Source organism: Sphingopyxis flava (assembly GCF_900168005.1).
Taxonomy (GTDB): domain Bacteria; phylum Pseudomonadota; class Alphaproteobacteria; order Sphingomonadales; family Sphingomonadaceae; genus Sphingopyxis; species Sphingopyxis flava.
In genome coordinates this window covers 1-15,750 of the sequence record NZ_FUYP01000016.1, presented here as the reverse complement: position 1 = coordinate 15,750, position 15,750 = coordinate 1, and the positions used below count along the sequence as shown (strand labels likewise).

Below are 15,750 nucleotides of genomic sequence, written 5' to 3'. Positions count from 1 at the left end.
CTGGCTCGCCCCCGAGCCGGGAAAGCCTCCGGCTCAGCGCAGACCTTCCGAAAACGATGCGGCTCTCGCGAAAGGCGCTCGCGGTGCTCGGCGGGGCGGCGGGACTCCTGATCGGCGGCGCGCTGATCTATGCGCTCGAGCCTGCGACCCCCACGCGCCGCGAAAATGTCTATCACGCCGAGACTCCGGGGCGGCCGGGGCCGCTTGCGGGAAGCCCCGCCGACTATGGCGCTTTGGCTGACCCTGGTCCGCCGCGCCCCGCCGATCTTGCAAGCGCAGCCGTGCCCCTCGCCGCCGATGGCGGGGCGGGATCCGACGAGCATGCTGCCCATCCCGCCCCGGCGCGCGAACCAGGGCCAAAGAAGGAAGCGCGCCTGCGCGCGAGGCAGGAGCGCGAAGCGGCGCGCGCGAGCCGGTTGTTTCTTGAGGGGCGATCAGCGACCGCCGAGCCTGGCGCAGGGGCGCCGCGCCCAATGGGCGAGGCGGAAGCCTCTCGCCGCGACAGGAATGAGAGCGGATCGCGCAGCGCATTTTTGGCAGAGCGCGCGGTCACGCCCGAGAGCCGTCATCGGCTTCATGATCCGAGCTCGCCCAGAGTTCTCCAGGCAGGAAGTATCATTCCTGCAGCCCTGATTACCGCGGTCCACTCGGATCTTCCCGGCCAGGTGACCGCGCAGGTGACGCAGAATGTCTACGACAGCCCGACCGGCGCGCTGCTTCTGATCCCGCAAGGCGCGCGGCTCATCGGCGAATATGCAAGCGACGTGGCGGCGGGACAAAGCCGCGTCTTGCTGGCGTGGGACCGATTGATCCTTCCCGGCGGACGCTCGCTCGAACTCGGGCGGCTTCCTGGAAGCGATGCAAGCGGCAAGGCGGGGATTGGCGACCGGACTGATTATCACTGGGGAGCGATGACACGCGCCGCGCTCGTGTCGTCGCTGCTCGGGATCGGGGCCGAGCTTGGAAGCGGTAGCGATGAGCCGCTGCTGCGGGCGCTGCGCGAGAGCGGCCAGGATACGGTCCATCAAACGGGGCGCCGGCTTGTGGAAAGGCAAGTAGCCCGCCCGCCGACGGTGACCGTCCGTGCAGGCGCGGCGCTGCATGTGCTCGTCACGCGCGATCTCATCTTTGAAACCGGCGCGGGGTCGTGACCGCGCGCGGCCCCTTGCGCCCCGCCGGCCGTGATGGGCGCAGCCAGGGGAGAGGGAAGATGCAGAGGCGCGGCGAAGGGCGACCCGAACCGTCTGTCCAACTCCATGCACGTCTCGTCACGCGCGCGCTTTTGCAGGATCCGTCGCAGCCCTCGTTCAAGAAGTGATGATTTTTCATGCTATTAGGGGCGCGCGCTTCTGTCCCCCGCAGTCAGCAATCGCTCTTCCTCTCGCAAAAATTCTAAGCACAGCCCTGCCGGGCAGAGCACCGCTATAGCTTGTCTTACTCACGGCGAGCGCCCATGCTCAGGCCCCTGAGGGCAATAGGAGCACAAATGGCGGATCTTAACGGCAGTATTCCCGCGGAGCCGGGCAGCGGACTCCCCGCCGGGCCCATCAGCGGGCGCGCGCCCTTCGACGCGCGTGTCGCCGGATCCTTGCCGCCGCCGGGGAGACAGGCCGCCGTCAATGCCGCCTTGAGCGGTGTTCCGGACCCGCGGGACTGGCTGGCAGCGATTATCGAGGGGTCGAACGACGCGATCATCAGCAAGGACCTCCATGGCATTATCCAAAGCTGGAACGAGGGAGCGACGCGCCTTTTCGGTTACGCTCCCGAAGAGGTCATCGGCAAATCGGTGACGATCCTGATCCCGCCGGCCCGACTGGATGAAGAACCCCGTATTCTTGCGGCGATACAGCAGGGGCGCCGCATCTTGCCGTTCGAGACGCAGCGACTTCGCAAGAACGGCGAGCTCGTCGACATCTCGCTCACCATTTCGCCGATCCACGACGCGCATGGGACCATCGTCGGCGCCTCGAAAATCGCCCGCGACATCACCGAGCGGCGGAACGCCCAGGAGCAGCAGAAGCTTCTCATGGGCGAAATGCATCACCGCGTGAAGAATCTCTTTGCGCTCGCCAATGCGATTGTCGCGATCAGCTCGCGCGCGGGCGGAACGCTCGAAGATACCGTCGGCATGATCCAGGATCGCCTGCAGGCGCTGGCGCGCGCGCATGAGCTGACGATGGGGCAGGCCGATGGAGGTCACCCTTCCCATCAGCAGACGGAACTTCTCGCGTTGATTCACGCGATCCTGGCGCCCTATCTGGCCGGCGAGCGGATCTTCGTCGAGGGAGACGAATGTCTTGTAGGCGGGCGAGCCGTCACGCACATCGCGCTGCTGCTCAACGAACTTGCGACCAATGCCGCAAAATATGGCGCGCTGTCGGTGCCCGAAGGCCAGCTTATCGTTCGCGTCGAGCGCGGCGGGCACGATGTCCGCCTTCGCTGGGAGGAAAGGGGCGGCGCACTGCCTGCCGAAGGCGATATCGCCCGCGCGCGCGAAGGCTTCGGTACGCGTCTTGAAAAGGGCGTTGCTGCGACGCTCAAGGCATCGATCGACCGCGATTGGAGGGCGGATGGCCTCTTCGTTTCGATCGCGGTGCCGCGCACTGCGCTCGAAAGCTGAAGCGGATAAATTACATCCCGAGGGGCCAAGAGGCTCCTGAATCGCAAGCTTAGGAGCGAGGCAGCACCCTCGCGCGAAATCTCCTCTCCTCTCGAAGCCCTTGCAAAAAGACCGCCCGGTCGGGGGGCTGCTTGCCGGCAAGGGAGCATCTTGCGCGAGGCGGCAGCAGCGCAAACTGAAAAATATACTTAGTACTTGAAGTATTTTTTGAGACTGATAATCAGGCGGCGGGACGGATGGAAAACCGTCGGCACGCAGTGAGAATCAAAAGATTTCCCGCGCCGACGACAAAGAGGCTTCGACAAAGGCACCCCGTTCCAAAAACAAGGGTCGGATGCGCAATGCCCGCATCTCCGCCGCGCTCGCGCGTGCGGGAAGAACTGGCGCGCGCGATTCAGTTTTGGAGGACAGAAATGAAAAAAACGGGACTTTTCTTGATTTCAACCACGATTGCCGCGCTCGCGGCCGCGCCGGTCCAGGCGCAGTCGGACACCACCCTGCCGGTCGACGACAGCGCCGCGGCCGCCGAGGAAAATTATGGCGGCGATATCGTCGTGACGGCGCAGCGACGATCCGAAAGCGTCCAGGATGTGCCGATCGCGATTTCCGCCTTCAACACCGAGATGGTCGAGGCGAGCGGCAGCACCAACATCACCAGCCTCAACGGTCTCGCGCCCAACGTCGTCCTGCAAACGCAAGGTCTCGTTGCGAATGTCCCGATGATCTCGATCCGCGGCATGAGCACCGCCGACCCCGATCCCAACGCCGACCCCAAAGTCAGCACGATCATCGACGGCGTCTATATCCCCTTCGTGTCGAGCACGATGCTCGACCTGTTCGACGTCGAGCGCATCGAAGTGCTGAAGGGGCCGCAGGGCGTCTTGTTCGGCAAGAACAATCTTGCCGGTACGATCAACGTCATTACCGCGCGCCCGACCGATGATTTCGGCGGCGAAGTCCGGCTTACGGCGGGTTCATACGGGCTCAAGCAGTTCCGCGGCAAGATCAACACGGGGCGCTTCGCGGGCGATGCGCTCGCCGCCAAGATCGCGGTCAATTTCCGCGATTATGATGGCTACAGCCGCAACGTCGTGACGGGCAACCGCCTCAATGGCGCGAACGTCAAGTCGGTGCGCGGTGCGCTCAATTTCGATCAGGGCGGCGCTTTCAATTCGACGCTGGTGGTTGACTGGCTGAAGCAGAAAACCACCGGCCCCGCGCCGCACGTTCTCGACAATGGGGACCCCAATTGGGATCTTTTGCCCGACATTGTGAAGACCGACGTGCGCAAGGCGGCGGTGCCCTTCGATCCATATGCCAACACCGAAAGCTACGGCGGGTCGTGGACGTCGAATCTTGACGTCGGATATGGATCGATCACGGCAGTGCTCGGCTATCGACATCTTGACTATGTGACCCGCGGCGACTTCGATGGTCTGATCACGCCCGCGCCGCAGCTCGATGTCTTGCGCGATTTTTCGGGCCATTCGAAGAGCGCAGAGCTGCGTTATGTCTCGCCCGCCGACGAGCCGGTCGATTTTGTCATCGGCGCCTATTACCAGGCCGACAAGTGGCGCCAGTTCAACATGGTGCTCGCCAACCCCACCACGACCACGCTCGCGCAGCTTAACCAGGACACCGAAAGCTACGCCCTGTTCGCGCTTGTCAACGCGCATCCGACCGAGCGGCTGACGCTCTCGATCGGCGGCCGCTACAGCCACGACCGCAAGAAATACGACATTGGCTCGCAGGTGCTGGTGAATGGCAACCAGATATCCTCCTTCGAAAGCAGCCTCAAGGCGAGCTGGGCCGAATTCACGCCGCGCCTGACGGTCGAGTATAAGCTTGCCCCCGCAGCGATGGTCTACGCCAATTATTCGCAAGGCTATAAGGCCGGCGGCTATAATTCGCGCGGAACGATCCCTGAAAATGTGGGCCCCTATAACCCCGAGCGCGTCAACGCCTTCGAGGTTGGCGCCAAGACCGACCTTTTCGATCGTTTGCTGCGGTTCAACGTCGCAGGCTTCCTCAACAAATATCGCGATCTTCAAAGCGCGGTAACGAAGATGGGCTCGGTCCGGGCGGAGAATATCACGACGAACGTCGCGGCTGCGGAAATCTATGGTTTCGAGGTCGAGACGCTGCTGCGGCCGTCGCACAACTTCACCCTGGGCGCGAACATCGCCTATCTGCACGCGCGTTACACCGACTTCTGCGCGGACACCAACGGCGCGTTCACCGACGGCGCGCCCGAGCCCGGGCAGTGCGGCCCTGCGGTGCCGGTGCTCCTCAACGGCGTTCCCAACGGCACCTTCGCCGTCCCGACCGACTCGACCGGTCTCGAACTTGCCAATGCGCCCAAATGGAGCGGCAGCCTGTCGGCCGACTATGTGATCCCGATGGGATTCGGCGAGATCAAGCTGCACAGCGATGCGCGCTACTCGGCCCGCTTCAACACCTGGGGGCGCGACAACAATCCGGGCTATTACCGCAAGGAAGTCGTGCTGGTGAACGCGAGCATCGCAATCGCCGGCGAGAACGATAGGTGGAAGGTCACGCTCTATGGCTCGAACCTCACCAACCAGAAGGTGATTTCGGGTGCGATCTCGGCGGGCGCGACGCCGATCCAGCAATTCTACCAGCCGCCGCGCGAATTCGGCGTCGACGTGGCGTTCAAATTCTAACCAAAGCTAAGCTGCTACGCCCGCGGCGCAGCCTCGCGGCGCCGCGGGCGAAGAACATGGGGACACAAGGAGATTGACGATGAGTTGGGACGTGAATCGGCGGACATTTGTCGGTGGCATGGGAGCGCTGGCGGCGGCCGGCCTTGCGATGCCGGCCCTTGCGAAGAACGGCAAGAAGCTCAACGTCCTGATGATCGTCACCGACCAGGAGCAGAGCATCGCGAGCTATCCCAAGGGATTGCTTGAAAAGCTCCCGGCGCACCGCGAACTGCTCGAACGCGGGCTTCTGGTTGAAAATTATAACGTCCACACCACGCCCTGCACGCCGTCGCGCTCGACAATCTTCCAGGGACATCACACCCAGCAAACGGGGCTGTTCCTCAACAGCGACAATGCCCCCCATCCCGTGGCTGCCGAGGACATGCCGACGCTCGGCCACATGATGCAGGCGGCAGGCTATTACACCTCCTACAAGGGCAAGTGGCACCTCAGCCGGATCAACCATGAGCGCAACTGGACGCGCATTCCGGGCGGGGTCTACCCGACGACCGAGCGCGCGATGGAGAAATACGGCTTTCACGACTATGGCTTCGACGGCGAAGAGGTGGGGCTGACATGGGACGGTTATAAATCCGACATGTTCGTTGCGGGTGACGCGGCGCGCGCGATCTTCGACTATGCGCGAGGTGACAAGGCCGGCGGCAAGCCCTGGTTTCAGGTCGTCGGGCTCGTCAACCCGCACGACATCATGTTCTACGACGCGACGGGCAAGCAGGCGGAAAGCCGGCCCGACCCGAACATTTTGGGCCCGCTTCGCCGCGAGCCTGGCGACCCGCTCTACGAGGTCGACAATAAATTCGACCTGCCGGAAAGCTTCTACAAGGACGATCTTAGCACAAAGCCCGAGGCGCACCGCGCAATCGTCCGCCTCAACGACCTCTTCTACGGCGTCATGCGCCACGACGACGAGGAGAGCTGGCACCGCTTCATCAACTATTATTATAATTGCCTGCGCGACGTCGACCGGCGCCTCGGCCAATTGCTCTGGGCGCTCAAGGAGAGCGGCCAGATCGACAACACGATCATCATCTACACAAGCGACCATGGCGAGCGCGCCGGCGCGCACGGGATGCGCCAGAAGGGCGCGACCATGTACCGCGAAGAGGTGAATATCCCGATGATCATCGCGCATCCCGATGTCGCGGGCGGACGCACGACCAAGGGCCTCATGGGTGCGATCGACGTTGCTCCGACCTTGATGGGCCTTGCCGGGCTTTCGGCGGGCGACCAGGCAGAGCGCTACCCCGGCCTTCCCGGCGTCGACGTGTCGAGCCTGCTCACTTCGCCTGCATCGCCGACCGAGCGCGATCGGCGGGGGCATCTTTTCAACTATGCGGTCGCCCATTATTGGGAGCCGACCGAGAACCGGACCGCAACGCTTCCCACGGGCGAGCCCGATTACAGCAAGCGCTTCGACCTTTCGAAGCGGCGCCTGCACCGCGGTGTCCATGACGGGCGTTACAAGTTCGCGCGCTATTTTGCGCCAGCGGAGCATCATACACCGAGCGACTGGAAGACGCTCACCGCGCTTAATGACCTTGAGCTTTACGATACGCACGCTGACCCCGGCGAAATTTCCAACCTTGCAAATGACCCAAAGCACAAGGCGACGGTGCTGCGGCTCAACAAGATGGTGAATGCGCTCGTTGCGCGCGAAGTCGGGCCGGACGACGGCCGCGAATATCCAGGGCCGACCGAAATGTACAACCAGCGCAGGTGAGAGGAAGCCGGGGCGCTGCCCTTGCAACCCAGGATGTTCTGATTATGTTCTTATGGTGGCGAACTTTCCGGCAGCCCCTTATCGCGGCGATTTCATAAGCAGGCACGGCCCCGGCCACCTTGCGGCGAGCGTAGATCGCCGCGGGAGCCCGCGGCCATGACCATCAAGAAAGACGCCTCATCCGGGGCAGGCGGGGCGCTCCAGGCTGACCTTTTCGGGTCCGTCGGCCCTCCCGGCCTCGCCTATGCTGAAAATATCATCAGCGAGGCCGAGGAGCGCACCCTCATTGCCCGGATTTGCGATGCCCGCCTCACGCCATTTCGTTTTCAGCGGTGGGAGGGGAAAAGACTGACCCGCTCTTTCGGCTGGACTTATGATTTTGAGACCAACCGTTTTGCGCCGGGCGATCCGATCCCTGGCTGGATCGAGCCGCTGCGGGCCCGCGCCGCGCGCTTTGCAGGTCTTGAGACCGACGCGCTCGCACAGCTTCTGCTCATCGAATATGGCGTCGGTGCAGGCATCGGCTGGCACCGGGATCGCCCTGTCTTTGATCATGTCATTGGAATCTCGCTCGGCGCGCGCGCCGTGATGCGCTTCCGTCGGCGCAAGGGCACAAGGTTTGAGCGCGCGGAGGCCGCGCTCGCTCCGCGCTCGGCCTATCATCTTTCCGGGGAAGCCCGAAACGCGTGGGAGCATAGCATCGCCGCGATGAACGAGCCGCGCTGGTCGGTCACCTTCCGCAGCCTAAGCTGACCTCGTCCGGGCGCCGCTCCAGGCACGCATGAGCGCGCCTAGATGATCATATCCCGAGACGTTCCCAGAACTCCGAAGCGGTCAGCGCTTTCTTTTCGGCCTTTTTGTGCAAGGGGGCGTCGGTCTGCCAGCTCGGATGCGGAAGCGGGGGCACCGCATGACGGATCGCGCGCGAAGTGGAAGGAGTGTCGTTCTTCATCGTGAATAGGCGTTCCTGCGCGGGCAGCACGGACAGATGGGGACGAGCCCCGCGCACCCCGCACGGGGCTCGTGGGCTAAAGGGCGGCGGCAGCCGGGCAGAAGCCCGGCCGCCGCCGAGGGAGGACGTGCGCGGGGGGTTAGCGGGCGCCCATTGAGTGCTTCAGAGCCGAAATCTGGTCATGACCCTGGCGTACCGAAGCATAGCCAGTCTCGATGATCTGACGAACCGTGGGATCAAGATCCGTGTCTTCAAGCGCGCTTTCGAACTTCGACTTGATATGATCCTCGCCGCGCTCGACCTCTGCGATGACCGCATCGTCGTCGCGCGGCCCGGTGAGCTTCTCACGAAGCCCGAGAAAGGCCCTGTGCGCGGACGCGAGCACAGTACCGTCATCTTCGGGATTGCCGCCGAATTCGCGGACCTTGGCCTGAAAGGCGGTAACGACTTCGGCGCGCTCGTTTGCGCGGCGGAGGAAGATCTCTCGAAACTGGCCTGCATTCGCCTCTTCGGCCGCCTTGCGATAGCCATCGATGCTGTCGAGGGTCGTGGCGATGAGCGAGTTCAAGGTCGAGACATTCTTGTTATCGAGCATTTGCTAAACCTTTCAAAATATTGTGGGGCAGCTGGAGCTGAGTTCAGCGGTCGCGGCCAAAATCCGCTTGCGCGCCGCGGTCTTCATCCTCGGTGCGGCGGCTTTCATCCTGCTGCTTCTGCTGGCGGTTACGGTCTTCACCGCCCTGCTGCGCGCCGCCCTGGCCGCCGCCTTGCTGGCTCTGCTGACCCTGGCCGGACATGCCGCCCTGCTGCCCGCCGCCTTGCTGACCCTGGTTCTGCTGGCCCTGGTTCTGCTGTCCCTGGTTCTGCTGTCCCTGGTTCTGCTGTCCCGGATTGATATCCTGTTTCTGCTGGCCGCGGTCCTGCTGAATTTCGCCGGCGTTGGTGTTGCCCTGCTGACCCTGCTGGGCCTGGCCGCGTTCCTGATCGGTGCTGCCGGGCTGCGCCTGACGGTTTTGGTTGTCGTTTGTCATGGTCATTCTCCTGTGCTGGATGGCAAGAGAGACGCGCCCCGCTTTGGCGTTGTTCCCCCGCAGCGGGACCGGGAGGCGACAAATTTTCATTGTCTTAACGTATATTATGATCCCGCCTGGCAGCGGGGCGCCGGCTGGGCAACCCGCCGCGCGGCGGCACGTTCGGCCACTATCCCACGTCTCGTGCTTCTCCTTCAGTCGGAGATTTCCAAGCCATGGCTGCTGCCGCGCCGATCTTGAGGAACGATCTTGAAACCGCGATCCTGACGCCGAGCCTCTTGGCCGCCCGTGCCGCCTTGCTGGAGGCGAAAGGGAGCGCCATCGCGACCTTTGCGATCGACGGTTACGAAGCCGAAGTCCGCCGGGCGGGCGAGGCTTTGTGGCTGATCGTGCGCCGCGCGGGGCAGGGCGGTCTTGCGCTGCGCGCCGCGCCGCTGGCGGCCGGCGATAAAGCCGAGACGGTCAAGCCGGCCCGAAACGAGCGCGTTCATATCCGCACCTCGGGCGCCCTCGGCCGGTTCGAGGTCAGGATTATCGTAAGCGATGCGGCCCCGAGCGCGATCCGGACCGTCATGCGCTTCACCTCGGCCGCGCCGGCGCTGATTCCGCATCTGCCGCGCGATCTCGTTCCGCTCGGCAAGGATGGCGATCCCTTGAATGCAGCGGGACGCGTCGAGGCCGTACAGCGCGGATTGAACGGCGGCCTTCTTTATTTTCAGCTCGAGCGCCCGGATTTCGGCAATGTTCTTTATTTCCAGAATCTCACCGCGCTCGGCGATTATTTCGAGGCGAGCGGGACAACCCCCGACGCTGTTGTCGGGGGCGCCTGGCCCGAGCTCGGCCTTGCGCTCCCCGCACCGCCGCCGGGCGCCATACGCGACGCGGAGCCCCTGGCGGCCGGCAAGCCGCTCACGCTTTCGGACGCGATCCTCGTCCTTCGCCCCGATCGCCCGGAGCACGAGCGCGACAGCGCGCGCCAGTTTTTGCAGATGCTGGGGACGGTCTACCGCGAGCTCGATCCGCCCACCACCGAATTTCGCGATTGGATAGGGCGCGCAGAGGCCACGCTGCGCGACCTCGACGGGGCGCCTGAGGCGACGATACGCCATTATGGCCACCGTTATATCCACCCTTATACTGCCGCTGAATATCCCGACGCGATGGTGCAAATGTCGATCACCCAGGCTTTGCACGAGTGGGGAAAATGGCAGGGCGATCCCCACCCGCTGGAAGCCGAGTTTCTTGCCGGCATGGGAAAATTCCGCGACGCCGAGCGCGGCCTGATCCGCCGCTATTTGCCCAATGTGGGCGACGACAAGGACAGCGAGGCGGTCGACAGCTGGTATCTTTATCACCCGCTCCTCAATCTCGGGCGGCTCGCGCTCGGCGGCGATCGAAGCGCGAAGCGGCTCTTTCTTGCCTCGCTCGATTTCGGCATCAAGGCCGCGCACCATTTCGACTACAAATGGCCGATCGAGTACAAGATGACCGATTTTTCGGTCATCACCGAAACAGCTGGCGCCGACGGGCGCGGGCAGACCGACGTCGGCGGCATTTATGCCTGGGTCATGCTTCAGGCGTTCGAGCTCACCGACGAGAAGCGCTTCCTCGACGAGGCGCGCGCCGCGATCGATGCTGCGATCGGGCTGCGCTTCAACATCAACTACCAGGCCAATCTCACCGCCTGGGGGGCCGCAGCCTGTATGCGGCTGTGGCGGATCACCGACCGCGCGGTCTATCTTGAGCAAAGCTACGTCTATCTCGCGAGCTTCTTCCACAATTGTGAGCTCTGGGAGAGCGAGATCGGGCTCGCCAAACATTATCGCAATTTTCTGGGTGCAACCTGCCTGCAGGATGCGCCCTATATGGCGATCTACGAATGTTTCGACAGTTTTGCAGCCTTCGATCAGTATCTTGCCGATAGTGGCCCCGACCTCGACCCCGCTGCGCGCATGCTGGTGTCCGAATATTGCCGCTACGCGCTCGATCGGGCCTGGTACTACTACCCCGACGCACTGCCTCCTGAGGCGATTGCCGAAAAGCAGCGCGAGAATAATGGCCACGTCGACCGCAGCCTCTCCTTTCCGCTCGAGGATCTTTACGCCGATGGCCAGCCCGCAGGGCAGGTGGGACAGGAAATCTATGGCGCCGGCGCTGCGTTCGTATTCGCGACGCGCGCCTTCCACCGCGTCGAGGACGCGCCCTTCCTTCTTTACTGCGACCAGTTCGTACGCGCGAGCGAGCGGATCGGGACGCGCACGCTTTCGCTATTGCTCGACGGCGGCGAGACGTGCCGTGCCCGCCTCGCCTTCGTGCGCCTGAAGCGCCGCAAGCTTCCCGAACTCCGGGTGACGGGGGTTGAGGGCGACGAATTGGCCGCTGACGCCAGGAGCAGCGATCGCATCGAGTACCAGGTGCCCGCATCGGGCCGCCTCATCATTTCCTGGGAGTAGGCGGCGCGCGTATTTTTGATCTGCGATAAGAAAGAGGGATTTTTCCCGGGCGCGCATGGGCGGCGAGCGCAACGGGCGGCAATGCTGCTTCGTTATGATCGGGAACCCAGCAAAAAGGACCTTTGAGATGACCCTAGCTCGTCTTGCAAAATTAGCCGTCGTAGCAGGGGCTGGCGCTGCAGTGTGGCGCGCCGCCCGGCGGCCGAATGGCGACGCGCATGCGGCAGCCTTTTCCGATGGCGAGACCGAACCTGAAAATTTCGACCAGACGCGCTCGGCAGGCCCCGATGGAATGCGCGATGAGCCGGCGCGCGAGTGGGACAGGGTCGACCAAGCCGCGGACGAATCCTTCCCCGCGAGCGATCCGCCGCCCTATTGAGACGAAGAGCCCCTGCGCGCGCGGCCGTCCGCATCGGATGTTCGGGCTGGAATTACCGCCATTGGCGGGGGGCCTTCTACCCCGAGGACCTGCCGCTTAAGCACTGGTTCTCCTATTATGCCGATCACTTTGGCGCGGTGGAGATCAACAATAGTTTCTACCGCTTGCCCGCCCCTGAGCTGTTTAGTCTATGGCGCGAACGGGCGCCGCACGACTTTTTCTACGCGGTGAAAGTCAATCGCTTCATCACCCAGGCAAAGAAGCTGAAAGACTGCGAGGAGCCGCTGGCGCGTATGCTCGATGCAGCGCGGTGTCTTGGACCGACTCTCGGCCCGCTCCTCTATCAGCTTGAACTGATGGGGTGGATGCCCCCTTCGATCGGCATCGGCAGGAACTGGAAGACGCGGTGCTTCGCCGTCTCGATAGTCGCTATATAGCGGGTAGGCGGGTCTTTCCAATCCAAACAGCTCGAACGTGAAGCCGTGGTTCGCTCGACCTGAAAGAGCTGATTGTCATTCTGCGGCCCGGCCTTTATATATGTGTCTAGACACACAAACGCACAGGTGATGCTATGGGCGAGCTGGCCCGCTGGAATTTGAAGGTGTCGCGTGAGACCGATCTTGCGCTGCGCACCTTGCTAGCTACGCGAGGCGGACGGAAGGGCGATCTCTCGCGCTTCGTCGAGGAAGCCGTCAATCGCGCGGTTCTGCGCGAAATCGTCCGCGATATTCAGGCGCGGAACACCGATATCGATCCCGGCGAGATCGAGAAGCTTATCGACGATGAGCTTGGCGCCATGCGGGGATCCTTCTGGACGGATTGGCGCACGAACTAAGTGCGCGTCATTCTCGATACGAACATCCTGCTGAGCGGGTTGATTTCACCTGGCGGCACGCCCGCGCACCTGATCGAAGCATGGCTCGATCGTCGCTTCGTGCTGGTTAGCCATGAATTGCAGCTGGCTGAGCTTCGCGAAGTGAGCCGGCGCGACAAGATCAGGAGCCTGATTCGTCCTTCCGAGGCCGGTCGGCTCATCAACCAGATCACGGTGGTGGCGGACATGCCTGCGGTATTGCCGGACGTCGAGCGGTCTCCCGACCCACGAGACGATTTTCTTCTCGGGCTTTGCGAAGCAGGGAATGCGGATTGGCTGGTCACGGGCGATAAGAACGATCTCTTGGCATTGGGCAAGCACGGTGGAACGAATATCGTGACCGCTAATCATGTCGCCGAAATATTAGGCATCCGGCGATAGCGACCGCTCGTATCGGACCAATATCCAATGGCTGGAGGCATATCCGCAATCGGCGTAGCGAACTCGCCGAATTGATCCTGCTTGAGCACAGGTCGCTCTAGCATCTAAACCTGCCCGCCACCATCAGGCTCCCGCTGTAAAGCACAAGCAGGAGCAATGAGTTGGTAAAACCAAGAAATCCGGTACGCCGGTTCGGCAGGCGCAGGCGGAACGATACTCGCTACCCGATGCGCGAGGCGGTTCTTTATGCCCGCGTGTCCACGCCCGACCAGGAAAAAGAGGGCTATTCGATTCCCGCGCAGGTCAAGCTGCTGGAAGACTATGCGGCACAGAACGGCATCGATATCGTCAGTCGGCATATCGATGTCGAGACAGCGCGAAAGAGCGGAAGGAAAGCGTTCGAGGAGATGCTGCGCCATCTTCGCAGGCGCTCGCAGGTTCGGATCCTGCTCGTCGAGAAGACCGACCGGCTTTATCGCAACATCAAGGATTGGGCGACGATCGATGAACTCGGGATTGAGGTGCATTTCGTCAAGGAGAATGTCGTCATGTCCGAGGGCTGCCGATCCTCGGAGAAGTTCGTCCACGGCATCAAGGTGCTGATGGCCAAGGCCTATATCGACAATCTCGGCGAGGAGCGCAGCAAAGGAATGGTGGAAAAGGCGCAACAGGGCATCTGGCCTTCCTGCGCTCCGATCGGCTACAATAATGTCGTCGATGTCTCGGGCCGGAAGGTCATCGCCGTCGATCCTGAACGCGGGGCCTTGGTGTCACGCCTCTTCGACTGGTTCAGCACGGGCGAACACTCCCTCAAGAGCCTGGCCGACAAGGCACGCGCTGCGGGACTCACCTATCGCAAGAGTGGCAAGCCGATCGGCACGAGCACCGTCCACAATATTCTGCGCAGCAGAATATACACCGGCGCCTTCGAGTGGATGGGCGTGACCTATGCAGGCCTGCACGTGCCGCTGACCTCATCGGCGCTGTGGGATGCGGTGCAGACGGTGCTCGATCGGCGCAGCCATGACAGCACCCATTCGCGTGTCGAGGATTTTGCATTCCGCGGACTCGCCAAATGCGGCCACTGCGGCTGTGCGCTGGTCGCCGAGATCAAGAAGGGGCGCTACATCTATTATCATTGCTCGGGCTACTATGGGAAATGCCCCGAGCCCTATGTCCGGCAGGAGCGGCTGGAGGAGCATTTCATCGCTCTGCTGCTCCGTCTCCATTGCGGCCCTGTTCAGTTTCGCCAGCTTCGCCGGGCGATTGTCGACATGCACGAGGAAACAGGGGCGGCGACATCTGCGCCAAGGACAATAGGCGCAGCTCGCGGCAATGTTGGGGCGTTGATCGACGACGGCATCGCGATGCTCAATATGGCGCGGACGAGCAATTTCGGACTTGGTGCGCTGTCCGTTGAGGTGAAGCGGCAGGCGCTCCAGCTCTTGCTGGCCGGCTGTTCCTGGGCCAACGGCGAATTGACTGCGACCTTCAACGAGCCGTTCGATATGCTGGCCGGTTATGTCGCTCGGACCAGGAGCGGGACGGCGGACACCACTAAAGGGCAGGGAGAGATCGTGCGGCTTTTGGAGGCGCTGCGACAGCCCACGCCGGAAACACGGCAACTTATTGCCCGATACAACGCGATGCTTCGAATCCAGGCTGACATTGATGCAGAGAAGGAAGGGGCTGCCGAGCTTGATGCTCTGGCGGCATAGCCTCCAACGAAGCAATGGCAAGGATCGTGTCGACCGCGCGCCCTGCGTCGCTCGGCATGGTCCTCGTCACAATGAAAGGTAGATATAGGCTGGTTGCCGGTGCGAAAGGCACCGGCGGACAGATGGACATCGCAACCATCGCTCGGGAATATCGCTCCCTGCCCGAGACAGGGCAGCTCGCTGCTTGACGGTTGCAACCGCTCGGGAAATCTGGCGATACGGATTGATCGCATAGTCTTCGGGCCACCCGATGGCCAAGCGGTTACCTGATACGAATTCAATGGAGGTTATCTTCCCATTCTTCAGCAGAGTGGATTTTGAGGGCGTTCCGAGCAGTCGAGCTATCGGCCTCGCAAGCAGTTCGAAGCCGCCGTCGATCGGGCTGTCGGTGATCAGGTCAGATCGGATGGCGCTTGCGGGGTCGATTTATGGTGCGCGCTGGCCAATGTTGAATGGCACGGACCTGATGGCGAGATTGTTTCCTATACCTTCCGCGGTGCAGGCAGTCTGGTAGCCTGGGTACGTGAGGAAGGCGACTATATCGAATGGTACGATAGCGGCGAGCCAGGCGTCGTCGCCAGCTGGATCAGCGGCGCTCTCGCGAATGAAGGCTGGCGGTGGAAAGCTGACGGCCATTGTGGCGTGACCGACTGAGTTGTGTCCGCTTCGCGCCCCATCATAGGTCATTCTGGCGATGAATGTACGAAACCAATAGCTGCCGTACTCTCAGCCAGTCGCGCTACACGGTCGTACGGGGCAAGGGGTAATCTGATTCGGAGCGTCTAGAGCATCGTGCGTTTAATCGGACGCATAGCCGGCGGCTTTGAGGTAATTCCAACATTCTTCGGATGAATAGAGGTCGCAGATATTGCCGAGGG

The 15,750-nt window shown here is 62.5% G+C and carries 14 protein-coding genes; 12 read left to right on the top strand and 2 right to left on the bottom strand.

The features are described from left to right. The first annotated feature begins 56 nt into the window (after positions 1-56). From B5X69_RS13340 to B5X69_RS13320, 5 genes are all read left to right on the top strand, one after another. Entirely contained in the window at positions 57-1,151 is a 1,095-nt protein-coding gene (locus B5X69_RS13340) for a TraB/TrbI/VirB10 family type IV secretion system protein (protein ID WP_079639207.1), read from the top strand. A gap of 335 nt (positions 1,152-1,486) precedes the next feature. Beyond that, a complete protein-coding gene (locus B5X69_RS13335) occupies positions 1,487-2,620 on the top strand; it encodes a PAS domain S-box protein (protein WP_079639206.1) in 1,134 nt (377 codons plus the stop codon). Positions 2,621-3,033: 413 nt separating this feature from the next. Further along, positions 3,034-5,304, top strand: coding sequence for a TonB-dependent receptor (locus B5X69_RS13330; RefSeq protein ID WP_176141602.1), 2,271 nt, complete (start codon positions 3,034-3,036; stop codon positions 5,302-5,304). A 79-nt stretch (positions 5,305-5,383) separates the two neighbouring features. Further along, positions 5,384-7,084 (top strand): sulfatase family protein, encoded by a 1,701-nt coding sequence (locus B5X69_RS13325; RefSeq protein ID WP_079639204.1) that lies wholly within the window; start codon positions 5,384-5,386, stop codon positions 7,082-7,084. Between the two features lie 156 nt (positions 7,085-7,240). Further along, positions 7,241-7,837 (top strand): alpha-ketoglutarate-dependent dioxygenase AlkB, encoded by a 597-nt coding sequence (locus B5X69_RS13320; protein ID WP_079639203.1) that lies wholly within the window; start codon positions 7,241-7,243, stop codon positions 7,835-7,837. 338 nt (positions 7,838-8,175) lie between these two features. Here B5X69_RS13320 and B5X69_RS13315 read toward each other — a convergent pair whose 3' ends face one another. Together B5X69_RS13315 and B5X69_RS21010 are read right to left on the bottom strand one after the other, a co-directional pair. Next, positions 8,176-8,631 carry a PA2169 family four-helix-bundle protein gene (locus B5X69_RS13315; protein ID WP_079639202.1) on the bottom strand — a complete coding sequence of 152 codons (456 nt, stop codon included), beginning with the start codon at positions 8,629-8,631 and terminating at the stop codon, positions 8,176-8,178. Between the two features lie 43 nt (positions 8,632-8,674). Next, the gene (locus tag B5X69_RS21010) at positions 8,675-9,067 is read right to left on the bottom strand and encodes a hypothetical protein (protein ID WP_139375790.1); all 393 of its coding nucleotides are present in this window, start codon (positions 9,065-9,067) and stop codon (positions 8,675-8,677) included. Between the two features lie 215 nt (positions 9,068-9,282). Between B5X69_RS21010 and B5X69_RS13305 the strand changes: the two genes are divergently transcribed. The 7 genes from B5X69_RS13305 (at position 9,283) to B5X69_RS21525 (ending at position 15,060) form a co-directional block, all read left to right on the top strand. Next, positions 9,283-11,520 (top strand): hypothetical protein, encoded by a 2,238-nt coding sequence (locus B5X69_RS13305; protein WP_079639200.1) that lies wholly within the window; start codon positions 9,283-9,285, stop codon positions 11,518-11,520. A 127-nt stretch (positions 11,521-11,647) separates the two neighbouring features. Beyond that, entirely contained in the window at positions 11,648-11,899 is a 252-nt protein-coding gene (locus tag B5X69_RS13300) for a hypothetical protein (protein ID WP_079639269.1), read from the top strand. Continuing rightward, positions 11,896-12,336, top strand: a complete 441-nt coding sequence (locus B5X69_RS13295; protein WP_079639199.1) for a DUF72 domain-containing protein — start codon at positions 11,896-11,898, stop codon at positions 12,334-12,336. Before B5X69_RS13300 ends, B5X69_RS13295 begins: the two co-directional genes overlap by 4 nt. A gap of 134 nt (positions 12,337-12,470) precedes the next feature. Further along, entirely contained in the window at positions 12,471-12,734 is a 264-nt protein-coding gene (locus B5X69_RS13290; RefSeq protein ID WP_079639198.1) for a ribbon-helix-helix domain-containing protein, read from the top strand. Next, positions 12,735-13,154: a putative toxin-antitoxin system toxin component, PIN family gene (locus B5X69_RS13285; RefSeq protein ID WP_079639197.1), complete on the top strand. Its 420-nt coding sequence runs from the start codon at positions 12,735-12,737 to the stop codon at positions 13,152-13,154. Positions 13,155-13,381: 227 nt separating this feature from the next. Beyond that, positions 13,382-14,872 carry a recombinase family protein gene (locus B5X69_RS13280; RefSeq protein ID WP_079639196.1) on the top strand — a complete coding sequence of 497 codons (1,491 nt, stop codon included), beginning with the start codon at positions 13,382-13,384 and terminating at the stop codon, positions 14,870-14,872. Positions 14,873-14,898: 26 nt separating this feature from the next. Further along, positions 14,899-15,060 (top strand): hypothetical protein, encoded by a 162-nt coding sequence (locus B5X69_RS21525; protein WP_176141601.1) that lies wholly within the window; start codon positions 14,899-14,901, stop codon positions 15,058-15,060. Positions 15,061-15,750: the final 690 nt, after the last annotated feature.

Coding starts and splice junctions, on each gene's coding strand:
- B5X69_RS13340 (WP_079639207.1), top strand. CDS start 57: ATGCGGCTCTCGCGAAAGGCGCTCGCGGTGCTCGGCGGGGCGGCGGGA.
- B5X69_RS13335 (WP_079639206.1), top strand. CDS start 1,487: ATGGCGGATCTTAACGGCAGTATTCCCGCGGAGCCGGGCAGCGGACTC.
- B5X69_RS13330 (WP_176141602.1), top strand. CDS start 3,034: ATGAAAAAAACGGGACTTTTCTTGATTTCAACCACGATTGCCGCGCTC.
- B5X69_RS13325 (WP_079639204.1), top strand. CDS start 5,384: ATGAGTTGGGACGTGAATCGGCGGACATTTGTCGGTGGCATGGGAGCG.
- B5X69_RS13320 (WP_079639203.1), top strand. CDS start 7,241: ATGACCATCAAGAAAGACGCCTCATCCGGGGCAGGCGGGGCGCTCCAG.
- B5X69_RS13315 (WP_079639202.1), bottom strand. CDS start 8,631: ATGCTCGATAACAAGAATGTCTCGACCTTGAACTCGCTCATCGCCACG.
- B5X69_RS21010 (WP_139375790.1), bottom strand. CDS start 9,067: ATGACAAACGACAACCAAAACCGTCAGGCGCAGCCCGGCAGCACCGAT.
- B5X69_RS13305 (WP_079639200.1), top strand. CDS start 9,283: ATGGCTGCTGCCGCGCCGATCTTGAGGAACGATCTTGAAACCGCGATC.
- B5X69_RS13300 (WP_079639269.1), top strand. CDS start 11,648: ATGACCCTAGCTCGTCTTGCAAAATTAGCCGTCGTAGCAGGGGCTGGC.
- B5X69_RS13290 (WP_079639198.1), top strand. CDS start 12,471: ATGGGCGAGCTGGCCCGCTGGAATTTGAAGGTGTCGCGTGAGACCGAT.
- B5X69_RS13280 (WP_079639196.1), top strand. CDS start 13,382: ATGCGCGAGGCGGTTCTTTATGCCCGCGTGTCCACGCCCGACCAGGAA.